Source organism: Marinobacter sp. F4216 (genome assembly GCF_019931195.1).
Lineage (GTDB): Bacteria > Pseudomonadota > Gammaproteobacteria > Pseudomonadales > Oleiphilaceae > Marinobacter > Marinobacter suaedae.
The window spans coordinates 659,636-684,897 of record NZ_JAIOUO010000002.1; the positions used below are offsets into that span (position 1 = coordinate 659,636).

Here is a 25,262-nt window from a genome sequence, read left to right on the forward strand (position 1 = left end):
TTGCCGCCTGGTTGGTTTTTGAACAGTTCTGCGCGGATCGTGCAGGCGGGTCGCAAACTCAGGTAGGCGTGTGAAGAAAGTTTCAATGTTTGCACTGTTGTGGTGCGTTTTATCGGGGCAGGCATGGGCGACTTCGTCAAGTGACGGTCTCCCTCATTGGCTGCAATCCCGGGTTGAGCTTTCGGGCGCGTCGGAGAAAAGCAGCGACAACTTTAATGGTCATCTGAATCTGAACACCCGGGGACTCTTTTTTACCGACCACGTGTTTGGGGTGAAGTTCAAGAACGGGGTCAGCCGTCTTGCCGATCAGGACTCCGATAATCTTGGCTTTAGCTACGGCTTTCCGATGGGTAGCGCGCAAGTTGGTGTTGAAATGCTGCGCCGTGATTTTGAGGGTGACACCACGTCCGGCGGTGAGCGCTTTAATCACCGTCAGGACCAGAAATCAATGGTAGTTTCCGTTGCCCGCCCGCTCTTCACTTGGAATGATCTCCGTTTCAAAACCGTTGTTCGCCACGCAAGTGAGTATGAACAACGATTCGAGGCCGGAAGCTGGGATGAGAGCGCTAATGAAGAGCGCTCGTCCCTGACGGTTGATGCTTATGGGCGCCGAGATCTGCCTGCTGGTTTCAGTGCGAGCACCCGTCTTGCGGTATCCGCGGGTTCCGAGTTCCATCGGGTCGAGGATTCAGCCGGGGTGGAGGAGTCGTCTGCGGTTTTCCAAAAAGCCTCCCTGTCCTCGTCAATCAGCCGTCCTTTGAATAACTGGCTGTTTGCTCTGGACGGGCATTACCAGATTGCGCCGTCTGAGTTGCCAGGTCGCGAGCACGTGGTTGTTGCGTCGTCGTCAATGATATCCGGGTTGAATGGCAGTTCGCTGTCCAGCCCAGAGGGCGGGTGGCTGAAGCTCAAGGCAGACAGCCCCTTGTTCAAAGTTCCTGGCGCTAAAGGCGTTCAGAGTAAGCTGCAGCTTGCTGCGTTGCGCGGATGGATTCCGGGTAACGAGGCCAACTCTGGCCAGTTTGGGCGGGCAAGCTCTGTTGAGGCTTCCCTGCAGCTGGAATCCCGAAACGTCGAAACGAACCTTTCCGTAGGCCGCATGGTTGAGTCGTCTGGCCATTCCATTGAGCAACCAGACTCCCCCGATTTTTCACTTTCCGTGCGCGTCACGCTCTAACTGAACGCACTCCCGCGCCGCCTGAGGGCGGCGTTCTTTGTTCTCTCTTCTATATTCCTCCAACCGTTGGCCGTGCTGGTCGGCTGTGTTGTCGACAAAATTTCCGCCCGACTGCGTTAGTTTGTTGACAAAAAATGCCGTTGGGCGTAGTTTTCTTCTCGAAAACACTTTTATTGTTAACAAAATATGTCTCAAGCGGCAATTCAGTCCCAAACCCGAGCCGATGAAGCGTTTGATTGTCTGCAAACGTCGATCGTGAAAGGTGAACTTGCACCGGGCGAAAAAATTGGTGAAGTGGAGCTCTGCTCCCGCTTCAATCTCACTCGTGGCCCGCTTCGGGAAGCGTTGGGGCGGCTGGAGTCCCGGGGGTTGCTGGTGCGGCGGCCTCATGCTGGCGTGAAGGTGGTTTCTCTCAGTGCCAGCGAACTCGTTGAACTCTATCGAATTCGGGAGGTCATGGAGGGGCTGGCTGCCCGTCAGGCCGCAGAGCGCATGACGGATGACGAAATTGCTGATCTGAAGGCAACCCTCGACAGTCACGAACGGATGATCGACGAGGCCCGTGGCCAGGCGTACTACCAGGCCGAGGGCGATTATGATTTCCATCACCGCATCGCGACAGGAAGCCGGAACACCAAACTGGCGCAAATGCTTCTGGGCGACCTTTATTACATGGTTCGCATGTATCGCTACCGCTTGAGTACGTCCGCAGGACGCCCGCACATGGCTCTGGGTGAGCATCGTCGTATTGTCGAGGCAATCGCCCAGAGAGACGGCGAACTCGCCGAATTTCTGATGAAGCGGCATATCAACGCCGCGCGCCTGAATATTGAGAAAAAAATCCAGGAAGGTGTCTTAACCATCTAGTGGGATCGGATGTGGAAATGGCATTCCGATACAAACAAAGAATCAAACAAGAGGCTTATAACATGTCCACCAAACTGACTCCCGGCGCCCGTTTTCGTAAGGCCCTGCAAGAGAACCAGCCCCTGCAGATTGTGGGCACCATCAACGCCTACGCCGCCATGATGGCCGAACGCGTTGGCCATCAGGCCATCTACCTTTCCGGTGGTGGTGTCGCCAATGCCTCCTATGGATTGCCGGATCTGGGCATGACCACCATGAACGATGTGGTAGAGGATGTTCGCCGGATCACGAACGCCACGGACCTGCCTTTACTGGTGGATATCGATACCGGTTGGGGTGGCGCGTTCAATATTGCCCGCACCATTCGAGAGATGGAAAAAGCCGGCGCTGCCGCGGTTCATATCGAAGATCAGGTAGCCCAGAAGCGCTGCGGACACCGTCCAAATAAGGAGATCGTCTCCAAGGAAGAAATGGTCGACCGTATCAAGGCCGCTGCCGACGCTCGCCAGGACGAGGATTTCTTCATCATGGCGCGTACCGATGCCTTCCAAAAAGAGGGGCTTGAAGCGGCGATTGATCGCGCCAAGGCCTGTATTGAAGCTGGGGCTGACGGCATTTTTGCCGAAGCGGTTCATGAGCTGTCGGACTACCGGGCGTTCGCCGATGCGCTGGATGTGCCCCTCCTCGCCAATATCACCGAGTTTGGTGCCACGCCGCTCTATAACAAGAAGGAGCTCGCAGATGCTGGCGCCGGCATGGTCCTGTATCCGCTCAGTGCCTTCCGGGCCATGAACAAGGCAGCGCTTGCGGTCTATCAGAACATTCTCGAAAAAGGCGATCAAAAGGATGTGGTAGACCTCATGCAGACCCGTATGGAGCTCTACGATTTCCTGAACTATCACGAATTCGAGCAAAAGCTGGATCAGCTGTTCGCCCAGAACAAGTCGTAAACCACGAAAGATTAAGGGAGAGAGACAATGGCAGAAGCAAAGAAATTAGGTGGTGCCGGGCTGCGCGGCCAGGTGGCGGGCGAAACGGCACTGTGCACCGTGGGTAAGACCGGTGCTGGTTTGACCTACCGTGGTTACGACATTACGGATCTGGCGGAAAATGCCCAGTTTGAAGAAGTAGCCTACCTTCTGCTGCGCGGCAAACTGCCCAACCAGCAGGAGCTGGACGAATACAAAGACAAGCTGCAGAGCCTTCGTAGCCTGCCGGATGCGTTGAAGCTGGTACTTGAGCAGATTCCCAAAGACGCCCATCCGATGGATGTAATGCGGACCGGTTGTTCCATGCTGGGTAATCTCGAAACCGAGAATGACTTCAGCGAGCAGGACGACAAAATTGACCGCATGCTGGCCGTATTCCCGGCGATCATTACCTACTGGTATCGGTTTGCCCAAGAGGGTGTTCGTATTGATACTGCGAATACCGAAAGCGACTCCATTGGTGGTGTGTTCCTGGAGCTGTTGCATGGCAAAAAGCCGAGTGCGCTCCATGAGCGCGTTATGAATGTCTCGCTCATTCTGTACGCAGAGCATGAATTCAACGCTTCCACCTTCACCGCACGGGTTTGCGCCTCGACACTCTCCGACATTCATAGCTGTGTGACCGGCGCTATCGGCTCACTGCGCGGTCCGCTGCACGGTGGAGCCAACGAAGCGGCCATGGCACTGATCCAGAAGTTCCAGACGCCGGAAGAGGCAGAGCAGGGCCTGATGGGCATGCTGGAGCGCAAAGAGAAGATCATGGGCTTTGGTCACGCGATCTATAGCGATTCCGATCCCCGTAACGCGATCATCAAGAAGTGGTCTGAGCAGTTGGCCGAGGAAGTGGGGGATACCGTGCTGTATCCGGTCTCGGTCCGTTGTGAAGAAGTGATGTGGCGCGAGAAAAAGCTGTTCTGTAACGCCGATTTCTTCCACGCATCCGCCTACCACTTCATGGGCATTCCGACCGAGCTGTTCACGCCGATTTTCGTGATGTCCCGGGTGTCTGGCTGGGCGGCTCATGTGAAAGAGCAGCGTGCCAACAACCGCATTATACGTCCAAGCGCTGACTACACAGGGCCGGAATCCTGTGAATGGCAGCCCATTGAGAAGCGGGCCTGATGCATGGCCTGGGCACCCTGAACCGAGGGTGCCCTTTCTGTTTCTGTCAAAGCATTCTTTTGTGAGTTTTTGATCATGAATACCCAAAATCGCAAGCAGCTTCCCGGATCCGAACTCGACTATTTCGACACCCGGCAGGCGGTCGAGGACATTCAGGCGGGAGCCTATGACAAACTGCCATACACCTCCCGAATTCTTGCCGAGCAGCTGGTGCGCCGCTGCAACCCCGAACTGTTGACTGACGCGCTCAAACAGCTGATCGAGCGCCGCCGTGACCTGGACTTTCCCTGGTACCCTGCGCGTGTGGTGTGCCACGACATTCTTGGCCAGACGGCACTGGTGGACCTGGCCGGACTGCGTGATGCCATTGCCGAGCAGGGCGGTGATCCCGCCAAGGTTAACCCGGTGGTGCCAACCCAGCTGATCGTGGATCACTCGCTGGCGGTTGAGCATGCCGGTTTCGAGAAGGATGCCTTCGAGAAGAACCGGGCTATCGAGGATCGTCGGAATGACGACCGTTTCCACTTTATCAACTGGACCAAAACCGCGTTCAAGAACGTGGATGTGATTCCCCCTGGCAACGGCATCATGCACCAGATCAATCTGGAGAAGATGTCGCCGGTGGTACAGGTTCGTAATGGCGTCGCCTTCCCGGACACCTGTGTGGGTACCGACAGCCATACCCCGATGGTAGATGCTCTTGGCGTTATCTCGGTTGGTGTTGGTGGCCTGGAAGCCGAGAGTGTGATGCTGGGTCGTGCTTCCATGATGCGGCTTCCGGATATCGTTGGTGTCGAGTTAACCGGCAAGCTGAAACCTGGTATTACCAGTACCGATATGGTTCTGGCGCTGACCGAGTTCCTGCGAAAAGAGCGTGTCGTTGGCGCCTATCTGGAGTTTTATGGTTCTGGCGCTGACAGCCTGAGCGTGGGCGACCGTGCCACGATTTCCAACATGACGCCGGAGTATGGCGCCACGGCGGCGATGTTCTACATCGATGGCCAGACCATCGATTACCTGAAGCTGACCGGCCGCGATGATGAGCAAGTAGAGCTGGTCGAGAAGTACGCCAGGCATACGGGACTCTGGGCGGACAGTCTGAAGAGCGCGGAATACGAGCGCGTCCTGACGTTTGATCTTTCTTCCGTTGAGCGAACGCTGGCAGGCCCCTCCAATCCTCATGCACACTTGCCGACATCCGAGTTGGCACAGCGCGGCATTGCCGGTGAGTGGGAGCAGGAAGACGACAAGATGCCGGACGGCGCCGTCATCATTGCCGCTATCACTAGCTGTACCAACACCTCCAACCCTCGCAACATGGTGGCGGCGGGCCTCATTGCCCGCAATGCCAACAAGTTGGGCCTGACTCGCAAACCCTGGGTCAAGTCGTCGCTGGCTCCGGGTTCCAAGACGGTCAAAATGTACCTGGAAGAGGCCAACTTGCTGCCAGAGCTGGAAGACCTGGGCTTTGGTGTCGTGGCGTTTGCCTGTACCACCTGTAACGGCATGAGTGGAGCGCTTGATCCGAAGATTCAGGAAGAAATCATCGATCGGGACCTGTACTCAGTGGCCGTACTGTCCGGCAACCGTAACTTCGATGGCCGGATACACCCGTACGCCAAGCAGGCGTTCCTCGCATCACCGCCGCTGGTGGTGGCTTATGCGATTGCCGGAACCATCCGTTTTGATATCGAAAAAGATGCGCTTGGTTACGACAAAGACGGCAACCCCGTCACCCTGAAGGATATCTGGCCGAGTGACGAAGAGATTGATGCCATCGTCAAGAGTTCGGTAAAGCCGGAGCAGTTCCGTCAAACCTACATCCCGATGTTCGATGTGACCAGGGAGGCCCAGGCTGCAAGTGACCCGCTTTATCAGTGGCGTCCGCAGAGCACCTATATCCGCCGCCCACCGTATTGGGAAGGCGCACTGGCTGGCGAGAAATCCCTCAAGGGTATGCGGCCACTGGCGATCCTGCCGGACAACATCACCACGGATCACCTGTCGCCGTCCAATGCCATCCTGGCCAGCAGTGCGGCCGGCGAGTATCTGGCGAAAATGGGCCTGCCGGAGGAAGACTTCAACTCCTACGCGACCCACCGGGGCGACCATCTGACTGCCCAGCGGGCCACATTTGCCAACCCGAAACTGTTCAATGAAATGGTGACGGACGACAGTGGCAACGTTAAGCAGGGCTCCCTCGCTCGGGTCGAGCCGGAAGGTAAGGTCACCCGGATGTGGGAAGCGATCGAAACCTATATGGACCGCAAGCAGCCTCTGATCGTTATTGCTGGCGCTGACTACGGGCAGGGCTCCTCCCGTGACTGGGCTGCCAAAGGTGTGGCTCTGGCTGGCGTGGAAGCCATCGTGGCGGAAGGTTTCGAGCGTATCCATCGCACCAATCTAGTGGGAATGGGAGTTATGCCTCTTCAGTTTGAAGAAGGAACGACTCGCAAGACGCTGGCTCTCGACGGAACCGAAACCTTTGACGTCGAGGGTACGCCGGCTCCCCGGGCCCAGCTGACTCTGGTGATTCATCGAAAGAACGGAAGCACCGAGCATGTTCCGGTGATCTGCCGCCTCGATACGGCCGAGGAAGTCTCCATTTATCAGGCTGGGGGCGTGCTCCAGCGCTTCGCCAAGGACTTCCTCGAAGCTGAGGGGGCGGCATGACACACGTACCACAAATCAAGGTCCCCGCAACCTACATGCGGGGCGGAACGAGTAAGGGCGTGTTCTTCCGGCTGCAGGACTTGCCGGAAGCAGCGCAAGTCCCGGGACAAGCCCGGGACAAGCTCCTACTCAGGGTAATCGGCAGCCCGGACCCCTACCAGAAGCAGATCGATGGAATGGGCGGGGCTACCTCGAGCACCAGTAAAACGGTGATCCTGTCCGAGCCCACCCAGCCGGAGCACGATGTCGACTACCTGTTTGGGCAAGTGTCGATCGACAAGCCATTTGTGGACTGGAGCGGGAACTGCGGGAACCTCACGGCTGCCGTTGGTGCGTTCGCCATTAACAGCGGATTTGTTGATGCTGGGCGGATTCCGGAAAACGGAATCTGTACTGTACGAATCTGGCAGGCAAACATTAAGAAAACTATTATTGCCCACGTACCTGTCACGGCAGGCGAGGTCCAGGAGACCGGAGATTTCGAGTTAGATGGTGTCACTTTTCCTGCTGCTGAGGTTCTAATCGACTTCATGGACCCGGCCGACGGGGAGGGTTCCATGTTCCCGACAGGGAACGTGGTTGATGAGCTGGAGGTTCCGGGCGTTGGCATGTTGAACGCAACGATGATCAATGCCGGTATCCCGACCATTTTCATCAACGCCCAGGAGATTGGATACACCGGCACCGAGTTACAGGATGCCATCAACGGAGATCCGAAGGCGCTGGCCATGTTCGAGGCGATCCGGGCCCATGGGGCGGTGCGGATGGGGCTGATTTCCAGTGTCGAAGAAGCCGCGGCTCGACAGCACACGCCCAAGGTGGCCTTTATCGCTCCACCCTCGGATTATGTGTCCTCCAGTGGTAAAGATATTGGAGCCGATGACATTGATGTTCTGGTTCGCGCTCTATCCATGGGCAAGCTGCACCACGCCATGATGGGAACGGCCGCCGTCGCGATCGCCACGGCCGCCGCCGTACCGGGCACGCTGGTGAATCTGGCTGCAGGTGGGGGAGAGCGGCATGAGGTGACCTTTGGTCATCCCTCAGGGACGTTGCGGGTTGGTGCTTCAGCTCGGAAAGACGGCGACGCGTGGGTGGCAGAAAAAGCCTCCATGAGTCGAAGTGCCCGTATCCTGATGGAGGGCTGGGTTCGCGTCCCTTCGGACCATCTGGCCTAGCGCTATCGTTGCCTGAAGTACCGTCGGCAGCGATCGGCGGTACTCCAGGTAAAGGCCCAACTGAGATTCGGATATTCTCCCGGTTCCCCACCACTTTGCAGCAAGGCCCGGTGCATCCATTGATGCCAGGGTGATGGCTGCTCCGAAAACTTTGTTCTGCCAATTAAGCACGGGGACGACAGTCGTTTTCAGAACTTTCCCCTTGTTTTCCGGCGGCACGATTCTGGTCAAAGCGTACTAATTTCTGTTGTTTTTCCTTTTTCGGCTTGTGTCAAGATTATTTACAGGCTGCTCGCTGCCTTGGGGGGCTTGATGTCGCCTCTAGAACTAGCGTACCAAACGTGATACAGGTGGTTGCAGTTACAAAAAATTGCATTACACTCATGCTTGTTTCGACGCTTCGTTGCAATGGATGAACGGGGCCGTAAAAGATAACAAAAGGAGTCGACGTGGCTCACGTCAGATTGTTCAGGCATTACATTCACGTCCCCTTTGTCATTCTGGGCCTGATCGACTTCTCCGTGTTGGTCTGCAGTTTTCTGCTCGCTACTTTTTTTCGTTACTTCGGTGACGATGCCTATTTCTTTGAAAACCTCTCCTTGATCCTCCCTTCCGCAGCGGTATTTTCCTCGGTCAATCTTCTCACCATGATTGCAGTCGGGGTTCACCAGTCCCGACTGGAAGAGGGGATGTCTGGCATGATGCTCAGGACCATCATGGCGCTGGTGATCGGGATTCCGGCCGCCGGTTTCTCTTATCTTCTTGCCAGCGAGTGGCTCTGGTACCTGGGGTCGAGTGGCGTATTGACCGCTGCTTCCGTGTTCGGGTTCTTCCTGCTGGGTATTGTCCGGTATGTGTTCTTCGCGGTTGCGGGCAAAGACGCCTTCAAGCGTAAGGTGCTGGTGCTCGGCTCCGGCTTTCGTGCTCAGCAGTTACTTGAGGATTTGAAAACGCCGTTTAACCGTAAAGGTTTTACGTTAACCGGTTTCGTACCGCTGCCGGATGAAAAAACGGAGGTCCCAGAAGAGCTTTTGCTCCATCCGGCGACCACTCTGCAGCGTTATATCCATGAACATCCGGTCAGTGAAATCGTCGTGGCTGTCGATGATCGCCGCAAGGGGCTGCCGATGGAGGACCTTCTCGAGTGCAAGATGGAAGGGGTGAAAATCGTTGAAGCTCTGTCGTTCTATGAGCGCGAGTCACGTAAGGTTGCCCTGGAAATGCTCACTCACGGGTGGCTGGTTTTCTCGGATGGGTTCACCGTGTCCTCGGTCTTTGGTTTTGGAAAGCGCTCACTGGACATTCTTGCCTCGCTGGCACTTCTGATTGTATCGCTTCCCCTCATGGTGCTTACGGCTATCGCCATCAAAATTGAGGATGGTCTGAGGGCGCCGATTTTTTACAGCCAGGAACGCGTCGGATTGAATGGAAAAGTGTTCAAGGTTCATAAGTTCCGGTCCATGGTTACGGACGCTGAGAAGAACGGTGCCGTCTGGGCGAGTAAAAATGATGCCCGGGTTACCCGTGTCGGGGACTTTATCCGGAAAGTGCGAATCGACGAATTGCCCCAGATTTTCAACGTACTGAACGGTACGATGGCTTTTGTAGGCCCGAGGCCCGAAAGGCCGGTCTTTGTTGAGGAACTCTCGGAAAAAATCCCATTCTACAGTGAACGACATCGGGTGAAGCCGGGTGTAACGGGTTGGGCGCAGCTTTGTTTTGCCTACGCAGATAATGAAGAAGACACCAAAGAAAAGCTGCGTTATGACCTATATTACATCAAGAATCAAAGTCTACTTTTGGATTTGTTGATTATAATTCAAACAGTAGAAGTGGTACTGTTCAAAAAAGGATCGCGGTAGTTCGGGGGCGGTGTTCGTCCTCCCATCGCGAAAAAGCAAGGATTGATTAAGAGGATTTTCAATGTCAAGGAAGTTCCCTATCGCAGCTGTTGTTGTCCTGCTGTCAGCTGCTCTGGCGGCAGGTTGTGTCGGTCCCTCAGCCTCTTCAAGGGATAAAATCCAGAGAGCCCTCAGCGTCAATACCACGACAAGCGTCGACGAATACCTGCTTGGTGCCACTGACGTGGTGCAGGTTTCTGTCTGGCGCAATGAAGACCTGAGCATCACCGTGCCGGTCAGGCCGGACGGAAAGATCAGCGTGCCGCTGGTCGGCGATGTGCAGGCAGCGGGTCGAACACCACAGGCCCTGGCCGATGACATAGAAAACAGCCTTGCCAGATACATACGCCAGCCACAGGTCAGCATCGTTGTTACCTCCATGGGAAGCCACGAATTCAGCCATCGGGTCAGGGTTACCGGAGCGGTAGAAGACCCCATTTCGATGCCCCACAGGCCCGGAATGACGGTGCTGGACATCGTACTGAGTGCAGGTGGCACGACTCCCTTTGCCGCGCTCAACAAATCTATGCTGTATAGGAAAGTAGGTGGTGAGATTGTCGCTATTCCTATACGACTGGAAGACATTTTGAACGACGGAGATGTCTCCACCAATTACGCGATTCGTCCGGGCGACATTCTCAGTATTCCTGAGCGAAGTTTTTGATCGTTGAGGTTTTGGGCGAGTTCAAGCAAAAACCAACCGTAGGTATGTAGCTTATGCCAGTGCCTCTCTCCCAGTTGCCGAGCGAAGTGATTAGGGAGGTCGGTAGTCGAAAATGGCTTGCTTTACTGATCTTCGTGCTTGTGAGCTTCGGTGTTTTAGCTGCGGGCTTTTTATGGCCCTACAAATATACTTCTGAAACCGTCATTTTTATTGACGATAAAAACATTATTCAGCCCCTGATGGAAGGCAGTGCCGTTACCACGGAGATCAATGATCGGGCGTCCGCGGCGCAGGAGTTGCTTTGGGGCCGCAGTGTGATTGAGAAAATCGCCAAGGACGAAGAAATATTTGGCGAAGACGCTGCGGATATATCCCGGGAGAAACTTGAGGCCAGGGTTGCGGGTTTACGAACGAATATCGAGGTTGTCCCTCGTGGCGACAGCTACTTCTCTATTTCCTACAAAGCCCGGTCGCCGATGCGTGCATTTCAGATCGCACAGAAGGCTGCTCAGCTTTTTATCGAGGAAACGAGTGAGCGTAAGCGGATTGAAAGCCGCAATGCCTACGATTTTATCAACAAGCAGGTAAAAAGTTACGAGGTTCAGTTAGCTGCTGCCGAAGAGCGGCTCAAACAGTTTCTTTCGGAGAATGTCGAAGGGACGGAAGGCGAGGCCAATGATCGATTGGCGAACCTCAGGGCTGAACTCGAACAGGCGGAAATGGAAAAATCCGAGTTGGAGACTCGCGCCGTTTCCCTTGATAATGAGCTTGATCGGCTAAACCCAATGATTATGCAGGGGCAGTCTGCTGATGCCTTCCAAAACCGAATCAGTGCTCTGGAAGAGCAGTTGGACAATCTCCGTCTCAAGTACCACGACACCTACCCGGATATCGTCATATTGCGTGAGCAGCTTGAAGAGTTGCGCAAGCAGCGAGCGCGGGCCATAGCTAATGGAGAACCGATTCAGTCCCTCGCTGGCGAAGCAATTGCAAATCCGGTTTACCAGGAAGTGCAGTCAGAACTTACTTCAACCAGAGCAAACATTCAGACGATCAGTACCAGAATTCGGTCCTACCAACGACTTCTTGATGAGCAAAGTGAGCGGATGGAGCGTGTCCAAGCAAACAATGCCCAGTACGCAGAGCTTACCCGGGACATGGAGGTAAACAAGGAAATTTATGATGACCTTCTGAAGCGTCGTGAAAGGGCTCGGGTTTCCATGCATCTGGATGTTGAAGGCCAGGGCCTGAACTACCACATCAATGAAAAGGCTCAGTTCCCACTCTCAGCCTCCGGGCCACAGTTCTCCATGTTTGCTGTCGCCGGCCTCTTTTTGGGATTGGCCGCGCCATTCGGGCTGGTTGCCGGACTTCTGCAGATCGATCCCCGAGTCAGAGCTCGAGAACAGCTGGAAGAAGAAATGGAAATTCCGGTCTTGGTTCAGCTGCCGGAGGTAAAGACCCCCTTTGAAAAACGGCGTGACAGCCGAGTGACGACATTAGTGGGCTTGTTGGCTGTCGTTGCGGTTGTTGCATACCTGGCAGTGGCCATAGCTGGTGTGATGGGAGTGATCGGATGAGTGAACGGAAAGGTACCAGCGGCCCTCTTAGGGACCTCAACGAAGAGCTGTCAGAATCCAGCAATGAAGAAAGACCAGCCAATAAAGAAGGGAACTACTGGCTTAGAAAAAAGGGCGAGTTGAACAAGGACGGGGTCCCATATGGGGAGTGGGATGATTCTCGCATGTTGGTGCCGAGTTCGCTGGAGTTAGGCCCGGGCGCAGTCGACCGCTACGTCATCAGTAAACAGATTGTCAGAATGCAGGAGCCTCGGAGATTAACGCCTGGCGACATGGATGAGCGGCGTATAATTTATCCGGAATCCAGCAATATGGCTCTGGTCAATCGATTTCGGGATTTGAGAACCCGATTGCTTGAGAATTCCGGTGGCAACAACTTCACCATGGTTGTTACTGGTACAAAAACGGGCGCCGGAGCCTCTTTTGTTGCACTTAACCTGGCTGCTGCTTTCGCGTTTGATCAGGCGAAAACTGCCGTTATCATTGATTGTAACCTTCGCGAGCCCACCCTCCACTCAACACTGGACGTGTTACCAGAAGCCGGGTTAACAGATTTTCTGGACGAGCCGGATCTGGATATCTCAAGAATTATCTACCCGACGGGTATTCCCAGGCTAAGGCTTATCCCAGCAGGTAATCGAAGAGAACACCCGGGAGAGTTTTTTACGTCGTTTCGAATGAAGCAGTTTCTAATGGCCGTGAGGCGCCGGTATCCCGACAGGTTTATTATTCTGGATACGGCACCGGTTACTGAATCGCCTGATGCAAGAATTCTGGCAGAAATCTGTGATTACTCGATGCTGGTTGTTCCCCATGGTGGTGTGACTTCGGGAGTGGTCGAAAATGCGGCAGCATCGTTCAATCCAAAAAAGTTCGTTGGAGCCGTGATAAATGGGTGAGCCAAGGATGGGCAGGGGATTTCTACAGGTTTTAGCCGTCCTGCTGGCGGCATCGACAATACCGGTGAGCAGCGTTAGTGCTGCTCCGGCCAACGTGTCGCTGGGTTTTGATTCGAGGTTAACGAGTAACGCTCGAAAGAGCTTTCAAGATGAAGTGGTTGATGTTGAATCACGACTTTTGCTCGGAATAAGCCATTCCTCGGATACCGGCCGATGTGATTCGGACCTGATTTCCCAGGCGCGTTATGAGCGCTGGCTTGATGAAACGTTTGATCCCGAAGTGGCAGGTTATTTGAACTTCATTGCTGATTGCAGTCTCGGCAGCAACGTCGTCTGGCGTTTCGAGGATTACCTGGATGACGTGCTCCAGAGTAGCCGCGCTGCTGGCACTCCCGATCAGGAAAGCCAGAAAAACATTTTTCGCACCGGCCCCATCGTGACTTTCAGGCTCACCTCTGTCGATGACCTGTTTTTTTCCCTGCAATACGAAAATACAGAGTACAGGGAACCCTCGTTTACCGATGGCAATAGGTATACGGGGACTGTTGGTTGGAACCACTCATTCAGTCAGTCCTTTACTGCCGGTCTCAGCGCCAGCGTCGAACGTGCAATTCTGGATACAGAGGAAGAAATTGATAAGTTGACGCTGTCGATTCCTCTAACAAAGGAATGGGCTGCAACTCGTATGGCGGGTTCTATTGGTTACAGCCTGCTTGAAACATCTTTTATTGATCGTGTTCAGGAAAGCGAAGGATTCGTCGGAAGTTTCAGTCTGCTCAGGGACATCAATCCGACCACATCACTGTCGATAGAGGCGAGCAGTGAACTGACGGACCAGACATCAGACTTTGACGTTCGTTTCGGCGAAGTCATTTTTGACCTGGAAGAAACCAGTGCGGTTCAAGTGTCGGCGATACAGATCAAACTGGAGAAGCGTTTCGGTGCTGGATCCTCTCTCTCTGGCATTCTGTTCGCCAACCAGACGGATTACCTCGATATTGGCAATCAGGAGACCGGGGAAGGCGTTCGGGTTGAGTTTTTACAGCCAATCACACGTCAGATGAATGCCCGGTTTGAAGGCTCCTACGACAACAGAAGCTATACGGTCGACGAAACAGAGGATCAGGGACTTCGTGGTGTGGCGGGAATAGATTTTCGGTTGAACAGCCAGCTGGAGTTTGTGAGCCAATTCGGTTTTGAGCAACGTAGAAGTGATGTAGATAACCGGGGATACGATGAAGCCTGGTTCTTGTTCGGCTTGGAATACAACCTTTAATCCGCTCGATCAGCAAACCGAGGACAGGGAAACCGTCGTGAGCAGTGAAATCAGAAATGCGCTTACTATTGATGTCGAGGACTATTTTCAGGTCGCAGCTCTGGCGGAAGCAGTCGACCGGGACGACTGGCCGCAGATGGAGTATCGGGTCGAATCGAACACGGATCGGCTTCTTGAGCTATTTGAACGGTTTGATACGAAGGCAACCTTCTTCGTGCTCGGATGGGTAGCGGAGCGTTCGCCTCACCTTGTTCGTCGGATACAGCAAGCGGGGCATGAAATCGCCAGCCATGGCTACAGTCATCAGTTGGTCTATTCCCAAACAGAAAAAGTGTTTCGAGAGGAAACACGTAGATCCAAGGCCATTCTCGAAGACATCACCGGGGCGCCTGTTACAGGATACAGAGCCGCGAGTTATTCCATTACGGCCAAGTCACTCTGGGCACTAGATGTGCTTTGCGATGAGGGTTTCACTTGGGATTCTTCGATATTTCCCGTTCACCATGATCGATACGGTATGCCCGGGACCCCTTTCACCCCTTACCGAATTCAGGCCCCCAATGGTGGCCAGTTGACGGAATTTCCACTCTCCACCTGTTCCATTGGTAGTTATCGCCTACCAATTGCAGGTGGTGGCTATTTTCGACTGTTTCCGTACTGGTTGAGCCGATGGGGGTTGGGCCAGATTAACCGGCTTGGAGAGCCGTTTATCTTCTATTTGCACCCCTGGGAAATTGATCCGGGTCAGCCACGGCTCGACGTGAAGGCATTTTCTCGCTTCAGACACTATAACAATCTTGACCGCTGTTATGGCCGATTGGAGAAATTGTTGGGGGACTTCAGTTTCGGACCGGTTTCGAAGGTGTTGTCAGGTTCAAACATTCCCTTAGAGCCAGTTGCCGTCTGAGGAGTTCCACTTCATCCGGGGAAGGTGTATGCAGCTGGAGAGCGTCTCAAATCCTCACGAAGAACTGGAATCTCGTCTTTCCTTTCTTCAAGAGGAGAACAAACGCCTTGGCAGGTTGGTTGATAAGGCCCGGGAGTCGACGGCGCCCGCTGAAGATTTGCTGGGTGAATTACAGAGAAATATCAAAGAAATAAAAGCCCTAAAGAAACGTGTAAAGCAAAACCAAAACAAATCTATTGAAAAGTCCTGGTCTCCGCCCAAAATTTCTGTGCCGCAGGCGATCCTCAATCAATCGGTTACGGAACCTCTTGAGGTGAAAGTTGCGAGTCATGAGCATTCCTTGCCCATTGACCAGTACGTGGCTGGCCATCCAGCCGGGTCCATCTGGCATAGTACTGCTGTGACCTCTTTCATTGGGGCAACCTGCAAACACCAGATTCGCTACTTTTTGGCGATTGATAAGCGCGATCAGGTGGTCGGAGTACTCCCGGTTACCCAAATGAACAGTTATCTGTTCGGGAACTTCATGGTTTCCGTGCCGTATTTCAACTACGGGGGAGTGCTGGCAGACAATGGAGATGTGGCTCGAAAACTGATTCAGGCTGCAGATTGCTGGCGAGCAGAGATGCAGTCAAAACATATGGAGTTGCGGCACTTTGGGGACAGTGGATTAGGGCTCCGCCAACGTAGTCACAAGGTTACTTTTTGGCTACCACTACCCACGAATCCCAGGGACCTTTGGGATAGCTTCAGACCGAAGCTCCGGGCACAGATCCGCCGCGGTCAGAGGGAGTCCATCGAGTTCAGTATCGGCGGGGCAGAGTTCCTGGACGAATTTTATCGAGTATTTGCCATCAACATGCGAGACCTCGGAACGCCCGTTTATGGACGCCCCTTTTTTCGTAACCTGCTCGATAGTTTGGGTAACAATGTCTGGCTGGTTATAGGGAGAAGGAATGGTAAAGCAGTCACATGTGCGTTTCTGACAGGATCCGGAGACAGGATGGAGATTCCCTGGGCATCCAGTCTTCGTAGGGTTAGCCAAACAGGGGCAAATATGGCGATGTATTGGCGCATCCTTGAGTTCGCGATGGAGCAAGGCTTCCGCTACTTCGATTTTGGTCGCTGCTCGCCCGAGTCCGGAACCTACAAATTCAAAAGGCAGTGGGGAGCCCAAGAGCTTTCCATGCATTGGGATTACGTCTTGCCAGAAGGCGGGGAGTTGCCGGCGCTGAACCCCGATAACCCAAAATTCAAGATGGTCATAGAAGTCTGGCGAAGATTGCCTGTGTGGATTACCAGGTTGATTGGGCCCAAGATCGTGAATTCGTTACCTTGATGTTATTCATAGATTAGGATTCTCAAATCTGGGTCCGCATCGTGAACAGTGGGGACTGTCACACCGGCCTGCCAGGGGCATGGAGGTTTTTTTTGGAATGAAGGAATATTCCCAAGCAACCGTTCTGCATCTGATTGATACAACAGGGCCAGGGGGGGCGGAAACGGTCTTTATCAACCTTTTGCGACACTTTCAGAAAGTCGGTCAGCGTAACCTTGTAATTCTGAGAGGTGAGGGCTGGGTCGCTGACAAGGTTCGCGAGGTCGGTATAGAGCCCCATATTATTGATTCAAAGGGAAGTTTTAACCTCAACTATATTAATGTCCTGAGAAGGTTCGTTTCTCAGGAACGCGTGGGCCTGATTCATGGCCACCTCTTGGGCTCCAATGTGTATGGGGCTTTACTCGCGTTAATCTGCAGAAAACCCATGATTGCGACCTTCCATGGAGCGGTCGACGTCGCAGCGAAGGAGCGATTCCTTCGCGCAAAATTTTTCTGCATCGGCAGGGGCGCTTCGAAAATCATTTGCGTATCGAAACGTCTTCAACAGGAGCTCACTGATCGGAGCACGCTTCCCGAGAGCAAACTTAAGCTCATATACAATGGCGTCGATCCAGACTTATTTTCTGGATCTTCGGACAAGAATCTCAAAGCGGAACTGGGATTGGACCAGGATTCGATCCTCACCGTGTCGGTGGGAAACATTCGGCCTGCCAAGGGGTATGAATACCTCGTTGATGCGGCGATCGAAATGGCCACGGTCGAGCCGAAAATGCATTTCGTGGTGGTCGGACACCAACGAAAGGGGCTATTCGAAAAGCTTCAGAAACGAGCTGAATCGTCCGCCAAAGGCGTGCCTAATATCCATTGGCTGGGGTTTCGGGAGGATATAAGAGACATCCTCAGACAGGCAGATGCATTTGTGCTTCCCTCAGTATCGGAAGGTTTTTCGATATCAACGGTAGAAGCCATGATGGCCGGCACCCCCATCGTTGCCACTCGAAGCGGGGGGCCGGAGGAAATCGTCGATGACCATCAGACTGGCATGCTCGTTCCTGTCAGAGACCCGGCGGCAATTTCCGCGGCTCTCATGGAGTTAAGAAACCAAAAGGTAAGGGAAAAGATAACCCGGTGCGCAGCGGAAGTGGCCAGGGAAAAATTTGGGCTCTCCCGCATGCTGCGTGAGTATGAGAGCCTCTACAGGGAACTCCTTGGGAACCAGTCCTATGATGAAAAGTGTCGCACTTAGAGTCGCTAACCTCCTTGGCGAAACCGGCGTTTTTCGCTTGTGCTGTGCTCCGTCTGTACCAGTTTTCATGATTCACCGGGTTGCGACAGACGGTACAAAGGCGCCAGGAAGGCTGTCGTTAAACACGTTACGGCATCACTTGAGCTACCTGCGGGACAGAAACTATCAGGTGCTTTCAATGGAGGACCTCTGGCGGTTTATCGCTGAAGGGCAGTCCATTCCGTCGAAATCCGTGGTGTTTACCATAGATGATGGTTTCGCAGATCACTCGGAGCTAGCCGCAAAAGTATTCGATGAGTTTGGATACGTACTCAATTTTTTTGTCATCACGGGCTTTCTGGACAAGAAACTGTGGCCCTGGGACGATCAGCTTTCCTACGGCCTGGCGCATTCGGAACGGAAAGAGGTGAAGCTACAGCTTCCCTCGGGTGATTGTTATTCCATTGATCTGAATGCGAAGAGTAAAGGCCAGCAGATCCGGGGCCTGCGAGATCGTCTGAAAAAGGAGACTCAAACCAAGGTGTACTCTTGGTTGGAGTCCGAGTTGTACAAGCAGTTGGATGTTCCTTTTCCAAAAGATATCCCTGAAGACTATTCTCCCATGTCCTGGGATGATGCAAGAACCCTGGTTCGGAACGGGCACGGCGTATATCCCCATACCCACTCTCACAGGATCCTGGCGTCACTCGAGCCGGGAGAACAGGCATTCGAAATCAGGGAGTCCTTCCGCCGAGTGGAGGATGAAGTTGGTGGCCCAGTGAGAGTGTTTGCTTATCCAACCGGAAGAAGATCAGATTACGACTCCATCGCTATCGAGTATCTTAAGAAAGCGGGAGTAAACATGTCGTTCAGCACCATTCCGGGGTATGTAAGGGAAGGCGGAAATCCTTATGAAATTCCAAGATTCTCGTTGCCTGAGGACCATGATCAGTTTAAGCAGATCGTAAACCGGTTTGAGGCATTTAAGGAGAGGCTTCGGGCGATTAGATAACTTTGTTTCGAACTATTCTGAATACTCGTAATGCGGTGTTTTTCATCGTATCCCAGGAATACTTGAATGCCGGAACCGGGTCTCTCCAATAGAAAAGAGCGCCAACCCGTTGACGTCTTAATAGACCGAGATAAAGCCATGCGATCGCAAGAATATTCTCGCGATTCTCCAATCTGGCGATAAGGTCACCCAAAAAATTCCAGTAAATCCGATTATTTTTCTGAGGTTGAAAATCAACCGAATCACCATTCGCAATCCTGGCGGATGCCAGCACATTATTGATTCCACAACGGGTGTCGAACCAATTACACATTCCGAGGCGGGGATTCGTTTCGATGTAGTAGTACTTCCCGGATGACGGATCCCTTTTGAATTCGATCATAGCGGGTCCCGTATAGCCAAGGGCTCTCCCGATGCGTTCGCATTCTTCCCGCAGAGTCTGGTTGTCGCGGCTGATAGCGAGCGACGTGACGCCGTAGTGGGAAGGCATCGTGCCGAGCCGGTTAAATACAAAACAAGAGCTTAAATTCTGGTTCAGATCAAAAGTAACATTGCAGACCCAGAGATTGTTATCGTCGCCAGGGATGATTTCTTGGGCGATAAATTTGTCCAGCTGGCCCTTGAACTTTTCTCTGAATTCATCTGCCGCCTCCGGACTATCCAGAACTAGGTTCTTTGAACCCAGTGCTTCGTATTCGCGAAAGGATCGCGGTTTGACGAGAACCGGAAAGGATTCCGGGGGGGCGCTTTCCAGGTCGTAATAGGTCTTGGGCAACGTTACTCCGCCGGAATCCATGACCTGACACTCCTGCCTCTTGTCATTGAGAATGTTCGTGGCTTCCGATGTCGGACCGATAAGGTGGTGAGCTGAATACCCGCTGTCTTTCAGTTGCCCAATCAGTTCTGCGGACGAGTCTGAGCAAGCCAAGACGACCCCGGGCGCCCCCTCTGTACTGCGTATTCGGTCCAGAGCAGGCCTTACCTCAGAAACCGTGGGATTCAGCGGGATGAGCTGGAAGGGCTTGCTGTATCGGCTATAGGCGGTGAGGTCCTTCGGGTTGGCCACAAGCGTGTACGTCTTAATCCCCGCATAAACAGCTGATCGTACTGCACCGAGGCCGTTCAACCCGTTTGCAAGAATAATGACGTAGGCTTGTTCCATGAAATGATTAGCCTCTCAGCGCCCGGAGGTACTGCTTCAGTTCGAACACGAAGGGTTTAAAATCGCGGCAGCGATTAACTTCGTGGCGTGTATTGAAGCCAGGCTTGAAGAAACGGATGAGTTCAAGAAGTTTGCTCTTTATCGAGTACCTGTTTCTCGGGGATTTAAGGATTATCAGCAATCTGTCCAGGTCCCCGAGTATCCAGCGCAAACGCCGATATTGGTATTCGACCTTAGGCACTGATTTCCCTGTACTCACCAGGTAAAGCCACCAGGGGAAATCGATACCTGAATCTACGGCCAGTTGCAGAGACCCCCAGAACCTTGGGTTAACCTCCATCAAGTAACCAAGTCCGTCATTGGATACCCGATACTCAACCATTGCCACACCGTGCCAGTTCGCCGTCCTGAGCAGCTTTTCTGCTGACTCTCTGAGCCTGTCATCAAGTGGGGCTGATTCGCTCAAAACACTGACACCGCCCGAAGGGGGCTTTTCACGCAGCCTGCGATGCGAGAAATAGCATACCGGCTCTCCCTGGTTAAACAGCGCAAATACGCCTTGCCCCTCACCCTCGATGAATGACTGGATGGAGTAGGGGAATTCGAAGAAATCGTTCTGTTTTAGAAGGGAAGCGGCCTGTTCGGCCGACTGCGCTGTCATGACGCGGGTTGAGAAAATTCTATCTGGCAACAAGATTCGCGACTTGGCTGGTTTCAAGACGACAGGGTAGGTGTGGATTTTCTCAAGCGCTTGAAGCCCTTCAGCGACGTTGTTGCAAAAGATTGTCTCGGGAATCGGGATGCCGTGTTCGTCAGCAAACTTGAACAGCTTATTCTTATCGGCAAGTTGTTCCATTGAATCTGCGTCAGGGAAGGGAAGTGTCAGATGGGGCGGCAACTCCTGTCGATATTTGAGGACTACATAAGTCGTCGCTTCAGATATGGGAAGAATGAAGGAAATCTTCAGGGCTTCGATTTGACGAAGCAGTTCCTCGAAGAAGAAACGAGGAGATTCAAAAGGGTCGGGGTAAGTAATCGACCTCTGGCAAAACCGAGATAATCCGGCCATACATCGGTCAGTACTGTCACCGACTGCTACCCACAATCCCTTTTCTCCAAGGGATCTGACCGCTGCGAGAGAGGCTCTCTGGTTTCCGTCAAGCACCAGAATTCTGGGTTCCATGGATCGCAACGTCCTGTGTTTTTCCCTTGCTAAGGCAGCACTTTTATTATCTTTCAAAAATGCTGCAAATTCCAATTAAAGCAATATTCAAGGTTGGCTTCTGAAGGGATGTGAGAAAAGGGACTTTTGCTGCTGTCTGCCCTGTTGAAGGTTTTCAGATCTTGGGCGCGACTGCTTTGCCTGAAAAAAATAACGGGCCTGTATCTTCCTCGTGCGGGTGCAGGATTGGCATGGACAAAGCCCGTAATAAGGCTATATTGTTCAATGATTAATCAGGATGATCGATTGGCACACGACCAGGAAGGAGCCTCTGTGTGGATGCGCTTAAGAAACTCGCTGCAAGACTGCCGAACAGTTGGCAGGACGAATTAAAACGTATCCACTACGGTGGCCAGATTAAAAAAGGAAGTTTCGTTGCCGACGAGCCAGAGTACGAAATTCTTGACCAACTGATCAACGATGGCGACTGGGTTATCGACATAGGCGCGAATGTCGGGCATTACACGAAGAAGTTTTCAGAGCTGGTTGGTCCCACCGGGCGAGTCATTGCATTCGAGCCGGTACCCACAACATTTTCCCTGTTAGCGGCTAACGTCCAGAAGTTTCCTCTCAAAAATGTTTCTCTTTTCAACGCAGCAGTATCGGACAAGTTGGGTTTGGCTGGTATGGCGGTGCCGGCGTTTTCGACCGGACTGAGTAATTACTATCGGGCGCATCTTGAGTTTGACAGCGGTACTGGCTTGTCAGTGTTAACGGTTCCGGTGGATGAATTCCTGATAGGCCGAAAAGTTGCCCTGATAAAGATAGACGCGGAAGGTCATGAAGCGTTTGTTTTACAGGGAATGCAAAAGCTCATTGAGCGCTGGCGTCCGGTGCTCATTGTTGAAACCGGATCGCAGGAAATCATCAACGATCTGAAGGGCTTGGGATACGAGTACGAAAAACTGAAAAATTCACCCAATATCCTTTTTAAACCCAGCAATCTGAATAATTAACCACAGGACGGTCATGACCTTCAGGAGCGTCCCTTAGGCAGGTCCTTTACTATACTTTGATCAACCTGATAGCCGCGGTAACTGCGACGGTTGGTGAGATAACCCAAAGTATGCGCTAGCTGTCTTTCGAAAGCTCCTGAGAGCGTTTTCGTAAAGGCTGCTCCTTGGGACTTAATCTTGAAGGTGATTGAGGGATTCGCAGGGGGCATGGAAGATATGGAGATTGCGTTGTGAGTCGGTTTGTCTATGAATATTTCGGATCGAAAAATGGACTCATGCGGTTCATCGGCCACGGGATACTCGCGACGGTTGGAGCCTACCGACGTTATCCTGCTGCGAAGCCAGATGAAAACCAGCGTCTGGTTTTCATCTGCAGTGGAAACATTTGCCGTAGCCCCTTGGCGGAAGTGTATGCAAGGAGCCTGGGACGAGAGGCACGGTCTTGTGGGCTGGACTGTACCGATGGTCATCCAGCGGATCCCAGAGCGAGAAAGTTTGCGGCCGCTAATGGGTTAAGTCTTGATGATCATGTCACGGTCAATGCGAAGAACTTTGAGTTTCAGGACAGTGATCTGATCGTTGTAATGGAACCCTCCCACATAGATTCTTTTCAACGAAGAGTTGGCCCCAGTCATGCTCTGGCCTTGGCCGGCGCGTACTGTTCTCCACCAAATCCCTATATCCATGACCCATTCAACTGCAGCGATGAGTTCTTTGTTCGGTGTGAACAGAAAGTGATGGAAGCGGTAGGGAAGTTGTGTGAGTAAAAAAAAGAAGACGGTTACAATCGACGATTTTTATCAGCTTCGGCTGATGAAAATGTGGCGGTATTTTCGAGGCGAGTCCTTCGCCTTTTGGATGATCTGCGGCTACTTTTTCTTTGAGTATGTTCGTCCGCAGTCCATTTATCCGTGGCTTGATTTCCTGCCTTGGACTCAGCTAACCGTTTTGGGCGCGCTTGTGGGGTGCTTCACCGATAAAACGGTGCGCTGGGTATCCACGCCGATTAATATAATGATCATCTTGTTCTTTCTGATCATCCTTTCGTCAAGCTTTTTGGCCTACTGGCCATCGTTGTCATACGAACAGCTCGAGTTTTCCTACACTTGGTTCATTATCTATTTTTTAATCATTAATATTGTAAATACGGAGAAGCGATTTTTTATATTTTTATGCATTTTCTTCCTGGCCTCTTTCAAACTCTCATTGTCACTCTCCTTAAAATGGGCAGCTCGAGGGTTTTCGTTTACCGATTGGGGGCTAATGGGGCCGAAAGGCTTTTTTCAGAATTCCGGAGAACTTGCTATTCAAATGCTGGTTTTTTGGCCGTTGGCCTGGGCATTCGCACACTTCTTGAAGGAAAAAGCGAGTAAAAAGTGGTATTCAATTGTACTACTGATGCCTGTCACGGCGGTGATGGTTGTTATTGGCGCTAGCTCAAGGGGAGGGCAGGTCGCGCTGTTTCTGCAACTGTTGGTCTTGAACGCGAAGGCGGTATTCAGGCCTCGCGTACTGATTTCCTGCATTCTGGCAATGTCCGTTCTCTGGACGATCCTTCCGGACGAACAAAAAGAGCGTTTTGAGAATGCAGGCACTGACAGGACTTCCATTCAAAGATTTCTCTACTGGGAGCATGGAATAGATATGTTAAATGACCACCCATTCCTAGGTGTGGGGTACTTTAACTTCATCCCATATTACGAACGTGTTTATCGAGAAGATATGCTTTATGAATACGCAGAGTTGCCGCACAATATTTTTATACAGGTTGGCGCTGAGCTCGGATATTTGGGGCTATCAGTGTACCTTCTTATGTTTGCCTATAGTATTTGGAAAACCAATGCAACGAGAAAGCGGCTGAAAGAAGCGAACGATAAGAGTTTTTTTTATTTTGTTTTCTCCTATTTTAATATTTCTCTTTTCGGGATTATATTCGCAGGACAGTTTGTCTCGGTCGTATATTATCCATTTCTCTGGATTCATCTTGCATTGTTTGTTTGCGCGAATAACATCGTATATCGTGATTCAGTGAAAACCTCTCCAAAAGGAGAGAGGGAGCCTAGTCGAGGCCAAAACTCTGTAGCGTCTATACGATCCGTCTAGAGGCTATGGATTTCTGAAAAAACTTGAGCTCGTTGTTGTTCCTCTTTGGTGAGGATTTCCTGTTTTAATTCAGAAGCCTCTTTTTTGTATTCATCAATCTTGTCAATCAACTCCTGAATTCCCGCCATGATGCCCTCCACTGAGTTATCACAAAAAACAGTTCCCTTTGTGAAGTAATTTCTCTGGGCAGCGAAATTCGATAGGAGAATGGGCTTCTCTGCTGAAATACTTTCGTATGCTCCGCAGACCATGCAAGCTGCTCTCTTTGTCAGATCGATACAAAAATCGGATGCGAAAAGTTGCCGTTGAAAAGCTGCTTCTTCTACGAAGCCCATTAACTTAACGTTCTCGGGTAGTTCCATAGGAATTGAGTTTAAGAACCTTTTAAAATTGCCTGAAAAATAGAAATCTACATTATCTGGGAGGCGTTTTGCTGCAATGAGAAGTTCAGACAATGGCTCGTCGTCGCTCCAAGACGTTATGCAAAGTGCTTTTAGTTTTTGGGAATCAGTTGGTTCACTAGGAGTGTTCAAATCGTCGGGCGGTGAAAGGCGAGGCAGGGGATCCGGAAGGATGATGGGCTGACCTCCGAGACTTTGAACGTACTCAGCGAGCTCCGCATTGGTGACGATAACGGCGTCGGATTTTCTTATTACATACCGATTAGCGCGAGAAATGAAATTTGGCCCATTTTCCGGGCCGTGAATGCCGGTATTGTGCGCATCGATAACTACTTTACACCGAATTAACTTCCCTAATACGACAGCCAATATTGCGAGAACAATAGATGGGTTTTGTGCAAATAAGATACGGGGTTTTTGTCGGAAAATGATAGAAATGGTTTGCTTGGCGCAACTAAGATAGCGACCTGTTCGGGAGGAGGTCGGCCGGATGATTTCAAATAGGGGAACCCCGAAATACTGACTGGTGGATTGGTTTCGAATCTGGCGTTCCCATGTAATCCATATTGCATCTTCCATGATTTCCTGCTCCATACTAGCGTTCTT

Annotated in this window: 21 protein-coding genes; 18 read left to right on the forward strand and 3 right to left on the reverse strand. The window is 52.3% G+C overall.

All coding sequences use genetic code 11. The features are described from left to right. Positions 1 to 85: 85 nt before the first annotated feature. The 15 genes from K8I84_RS03585 (at position 86) to K8I84_RS03655 (ending at position 18,812) form a co-directional block, all read left to right on the forward strand. Positions 86 to 1,177 carry a ShlB/FhaC/HecB family hemolysin secretion/activation protein gene (locus tag K8I84_RS03585; protein ID WP_223793340.1) on the forward strand — a complete coding sequence of 364 codons (1,092 nt, stop codon included), beginning with the start codon at positions 86 to 88 and terminating at the stop codon, positions 1,175 to 1,177. Positions 1,178 to 1,363: 186 nt separating this feature from the next. Beyond that, entirely contained in the window at positions 1,364 to 2,044 is a 681-nt protein-coding gene (locus K8I84_RS03590) for a GntR family transcriptional regulator (protein WP_223793341.1), read from the forward strand. A 62-nt stretch (positions 2,045 to 2,106) separates the two neighbouring features. Further along, entirely contained in the window at positions 2,107 to 2,994 is an 888-nt protein-coding gene (gene prpB, locus K8I84_RS03595) for a methylisocitrate lyase (RefSeq protein ID WP_223793342.1), read from the forward strand. 27 nt (positions 2,995 to 3,021) lie between these two features. Then, positions 3,022 to 4,155: a 2-methylcitrate synthase gene (gene prpC, locus K8I84_RS03600; protein ID WP_223793343.1), complete on the forward strand. Its 1,134-nt coding sequence runs from the start codon at positions 3,022 to 3,024 to the stop codon at positions 4,153 to 4,155. 75 nt (positions 4,156 to 4,230) lie between these two features. Further along, on the forward strand, positions 4,231 to 6,828 hold the full coding sequence (gene acnD, locus K8I84_RS03605) for a Fe/S-dependent 2-methylisocitrate dehydratase AcnD (RefSeq protein WP_223793344.1): 2,598 nt from the start codon (positions 4,231 to 4,233) through the stop codon (positions 6,826 to 6,828). Then, the gene (gene prpF / locus K8I84_RS03610) at positions 6,825 to 8,006 is read left to right on the forward strand and encodes a 2-methylaconitate cis-trans isomerase PrpF (RefSeq protein ID WP_223793345.1); all 1,182 of its coding nucleotides are present in this window, start codon (positions 6,825 to 6,827) and stop codon (positions 8,004 to 8,006) included. The genes acnD and prpF overlap by 4 nt, the downstream gene beginning before the upstream one ends. A 449-nt stretch (positions 8,007 to 8,455) precedes the next feature. Then, positions 8,456 to 9,868 (forward strand): TIGR03013 family XrtA/PEP-CTERM system glycosyltransferase, encoded by a 1,413-nt coding sequence (locus tag K8I84_RS03615; RefSeq protein ID WP_223793346.1) that lies wholly within the window; start codon positions 8,456 to 8,458, stop codon positions 9,866 to 9,868. 61 nt (positions 9,869 to 9,929) lie between these two features. After that, the gene (locus K8I84_RS03620; RefSeq protein ID WP_223793347.1) at positions 9,930 to 10,571 is read left to right on the forward strand and encodes an XrtA/PEP-CTERM system exopolysaccharide export protein; all 642 of its coding nucleotides are present in this window, start codon (positions 9,930 to 9,932) and stop codon (positions 10,569 to 10,571) included. Positions 10,572 to 10,624: 53 nt separating this feature from the next. Next, a complete protein-coding gene (locus K8I84_RS03625; protein WP_223793348.1) occupies positions 10,625 to 12,151 on the forward strand; it encodes an XrtA system polysaccharide chain length determinant in 1,527 nt (508 codons plus the stop codon). After that, positions 12,148 to 13,050 (forward strand): polysaccharide biosynthesis protein, encoded by a 903-nt coding sequence (locus tag K8I84_RS03630; RefSeq protein WP_223793349.1) that lies wholly within the window; start codon positions 12,148 to 12,150, stop codon positions 13,048 to 13,050. Before K8I84_RS03625 ends, K8I84_RS03630 begins: the two co-directional genes overlap by 4 nt. Then, positions 13,043 to 14,326, forward strand: a complete 1,284-nt coding sequence (locus K8I84_RS03635) for a hypothetical protein (RefSeq protein WP_223793350.1) — start codon at positions 13,043 to 13,045, stop codon at positions 14,324 to 14,326. The genes K8I84_RS03630 and K8I84_RS03635 overlap by 8 nt, the downstream gene beginning before the upstream one ends. Positions 14,327 to 14,363: 37 nt before the next feature. After that, entirely contained in the window at positions 14,364 to 15,233 is an 870-nt protein-coding gene (locus tag K8I84_RS03640; protein ID WP_223793351.1) for an XrtA system polysaccharide deacetylase, read from the forward strand. A 28-nt stretch (positions 15,234 to 15,261) separates the two neighbouring features. Further along, positions 15,262 to 16,572 (forward strand): FemAB family XrtA/PEP-CTERM system-associated protein, encoded by a 1,311-nt coding sequence (locus K8I84_RS03645; RefSeq protein ID WP_223793352.1) that lies wholly within the window; start codon positions 15,262 to 15,264, stop codon positions 16,570 to 16,572. 97 nt (positions 16,573 to 16,669) lie between these two features. After that, positions 16,670 to 17,821 (forward strand): glycosyltransferase family 4 protein, encoded by a 1,152-nt coding sequence (locus K8I84_RS03650; protein WP_223793353.1) that lies wholly within the window; start codon positions 16,670 to 16,672, stop codon positions 17,819 to 17,821. Positions 17,822 to 17,999: 178 nt separating this feature from the next. Then, on the forward strand, positions 18,000 to 18,812 hold the full coding sequence (locus K8I84_RS03655) for a polysaccharide deacetylase family protein (RefSeq protein ID WP_223793354.1): 813 nt from the start codon (positions 18,000 to 18,002) through the stop codon (positions 18,810 to 18,812). Here the strand turns inward: K8I84_RS03655 and K8I84_RS03660 are convergent. After that, positions 18,805 to 19,974, reverse strand: a complete 1,170-nt coding sequence (locus tag K8I84_RS03660; RefSeq protein ID WP_223793355.1) for a hypothetical protein — start codon at positions 19,972 to 19,974, stop codon at positions 18,805 to 18,807. The two genes, K8I84_RS03655 and K8I84_RS03660, sit on opposite strands and share 8 nt — an antisense overlap. Before the next feature lie 7 nt (positions 19,975 to 19,981). Further along, on the reverse strand, positions 19,982 to 21,157 hold the full coding sequence (locus K8I84_RS03665) for an ATP-grasp domain-containing protein (protein WP_223793356.1): 1,176 nt from the start codon (positions 21,155 to 21,157) through the stop codon (positions 19,982 to 19,984). 314 nt (positions 21,158 to 21,471) lie between these two features. Here K8I84_RS03665 and K8I84_RS03670 point away from each other — a divergent pair, with 314 nt between their 5' ends. The 3 genes from K8I84_RS03670 (at position 21,472) to K8I84_RS16975 (ending at position 24,255) form a co-directional block, all read left to right on the forward strand. Next, the gene (locus K8I84_RS03670) at positions 21,472 to 22,152 is read left to right on the forward strand and encodes an FkbM family methyltransferase (RefSeq protein ID WP_223793357.1); all 681 of its coding nucleotides are present in this window, start codon (positions 21,472 to 21,474) and stop codon (positions 22,150 to 22,152) included. Between the two features lie 275 nt (positions 22,153 to 22,427). Next, positions 22,428 to 22,919, forward strand: coding sequence for a hypothetical protein (locus K8I84_RS17035; RefSeq protein WP_223793723.1), 492 nt, complete (start codon positions 22,428 to 22,430; stop codon positions 22,917 to 22,919). Continuing rightward, positions 22,912 to 24,255, forward strand: a complete 1,344-nt coding sequence (locus K8I84_RS16975; RefSeq protein ID WP_223793358.1) for an O-antigen ligase family protein — start codon at positions 22,912 to 22,914, stop codon at positions 24,253 to 24,255. The genes K8I84_RS17035 and K8I84_RS16975 overlap by 8 nt, the downstream gene beginning before the upstream one ends. Here K8I84_RS16975 and K8I84_RS03685 read toward each other — a convergent pair. Next, a complete protein-coding gene (locus tag K8I84_RS03685) occupies positions 24,252 to 25,250 on the reverse strand; it encodes a glycosyltransferase (RefSeq protein WP_223793359.1) in 999 nt (332 codons plus the stop codon). The two genes, K8I84_RS16975 and K8I84_RS03685, sit on opposite strands and share 4 nt — an antisense overlap. Between the last annotated feature and the right edge of the window lie 12 nt (positions 25,251 to 25,262).

Coding starts and splice junctions, on each gene's coding strand:
- K8I84_RS03585 (WP_223793340.1), top strand. CDS start 86: ATGTTTGCACTGTTGTGGTGCGTTTTATCGGGGCAGGCATGGGCGACT.
- K8I84_RS03590 (WP_223793341.1), top strand. CDS start 1,364: ATGTCTCAAGCGGCAATTCAGTCCCAAACCCGAGCCGATGAAGCGTTT.
- prpB (WP_223793342.1), top strand. CDS start 2,107: ATGTCCACCAAACTGACTCCCGGCGCCCGTTTTCGTAAGGCCCTGCAA.
- prpC (WP_223793343.1), top strand. CDS start 3,022: ATGGCAGAAGCAAAGAAATTAGGTGGTGCCGGGCTGCGCGGCCAGGTG.
- acnD (WP_223793344.1), top strand. CDS start 4,231: ATGAATACCCAAAATCGCAAGCAGCTTCCCGGATCCGAACTCGACTAT.
- prpF (WP_223793345.1), top strand. CDS start 6,825: ATGACACACGTACCACAAATCAAGGTCCCCGCAACCTACATGCGGGGC.
- K8I84_RS03620 (WP_223793347.1), top strand. CDS start 9,930: ATGTCAAGGAAGTTCCCTATCGCAGCTGTTGTTGTCCTGCTGTCAGCT.
- K8I84_RS03625 (WP_223793348.1), top strand. CDS start 10,625: ATGCCAGTGCCTCTCTCCCAGTTGCCGAGCGAAGTGATTAGGGAGGTC.
- K8I84_RS03630 (WP_223793349.1), top strand. CDS start 12,148: ATGAGTGAACGGAAAGGTACCAGCGGCCCTCTTAGGGACCTCAACGAA.
- K8I84_RS03635 (WP_223793350.1), top strand. CDS start 13,043: ATGGGTGAGCCAAGGATGGGCAGGGGATTTCTACAGGTTTTAGCCGTC.
- K8I84_RS03645 (WP_223793352.1), top strand. CDS start 15,262: ATGCAGCTGGAGAGCGTCTCAAATCCTCACGAAGAACTGGAATCTCGT.
- K8I84_RS03650 (WP_223793353.1), top strand. CDS start 16,670: ATGAAGGAATATTCCCAAGCAACCGTTCTGCATCTGATTGATACAACA.
- K8I84_RS03655 (WP_223793354.1), top strand. CDS start 18,000: ATGGAGGACCTCTGGCGGTTTATCGCTGAAGGGCAGTCCATTCCGTCG.
- K8I84_RS03660 (WP_223793355.1), bottom strand. CDS start 19,974: ATGGAACAAGCCTACGTCATTATTCTTGCAAACGGGTTGAACGGCCTC.
- K8I84_RS03665 (WP_223793356.1), bottom strand. CDS start 21,157: ATGGAACCCAGAATTCTGGTGCTTGACGGAAACCAGAGAGCCTCTCTC.
- K8I84_RS17035 (WP_223793723.1), top strand. CDS start 22,428: ATGCGGTTCATCGGCCACGGGATACTCGCGACGGTTGGAGCCTACCGA.
- K8I84_RS03685 (WP_223793359.1), bottom strand. CDS start 25,250: ATGGAGCAGGAAATCATGGAAGATGCAATATGGATTACATGGGAACGC.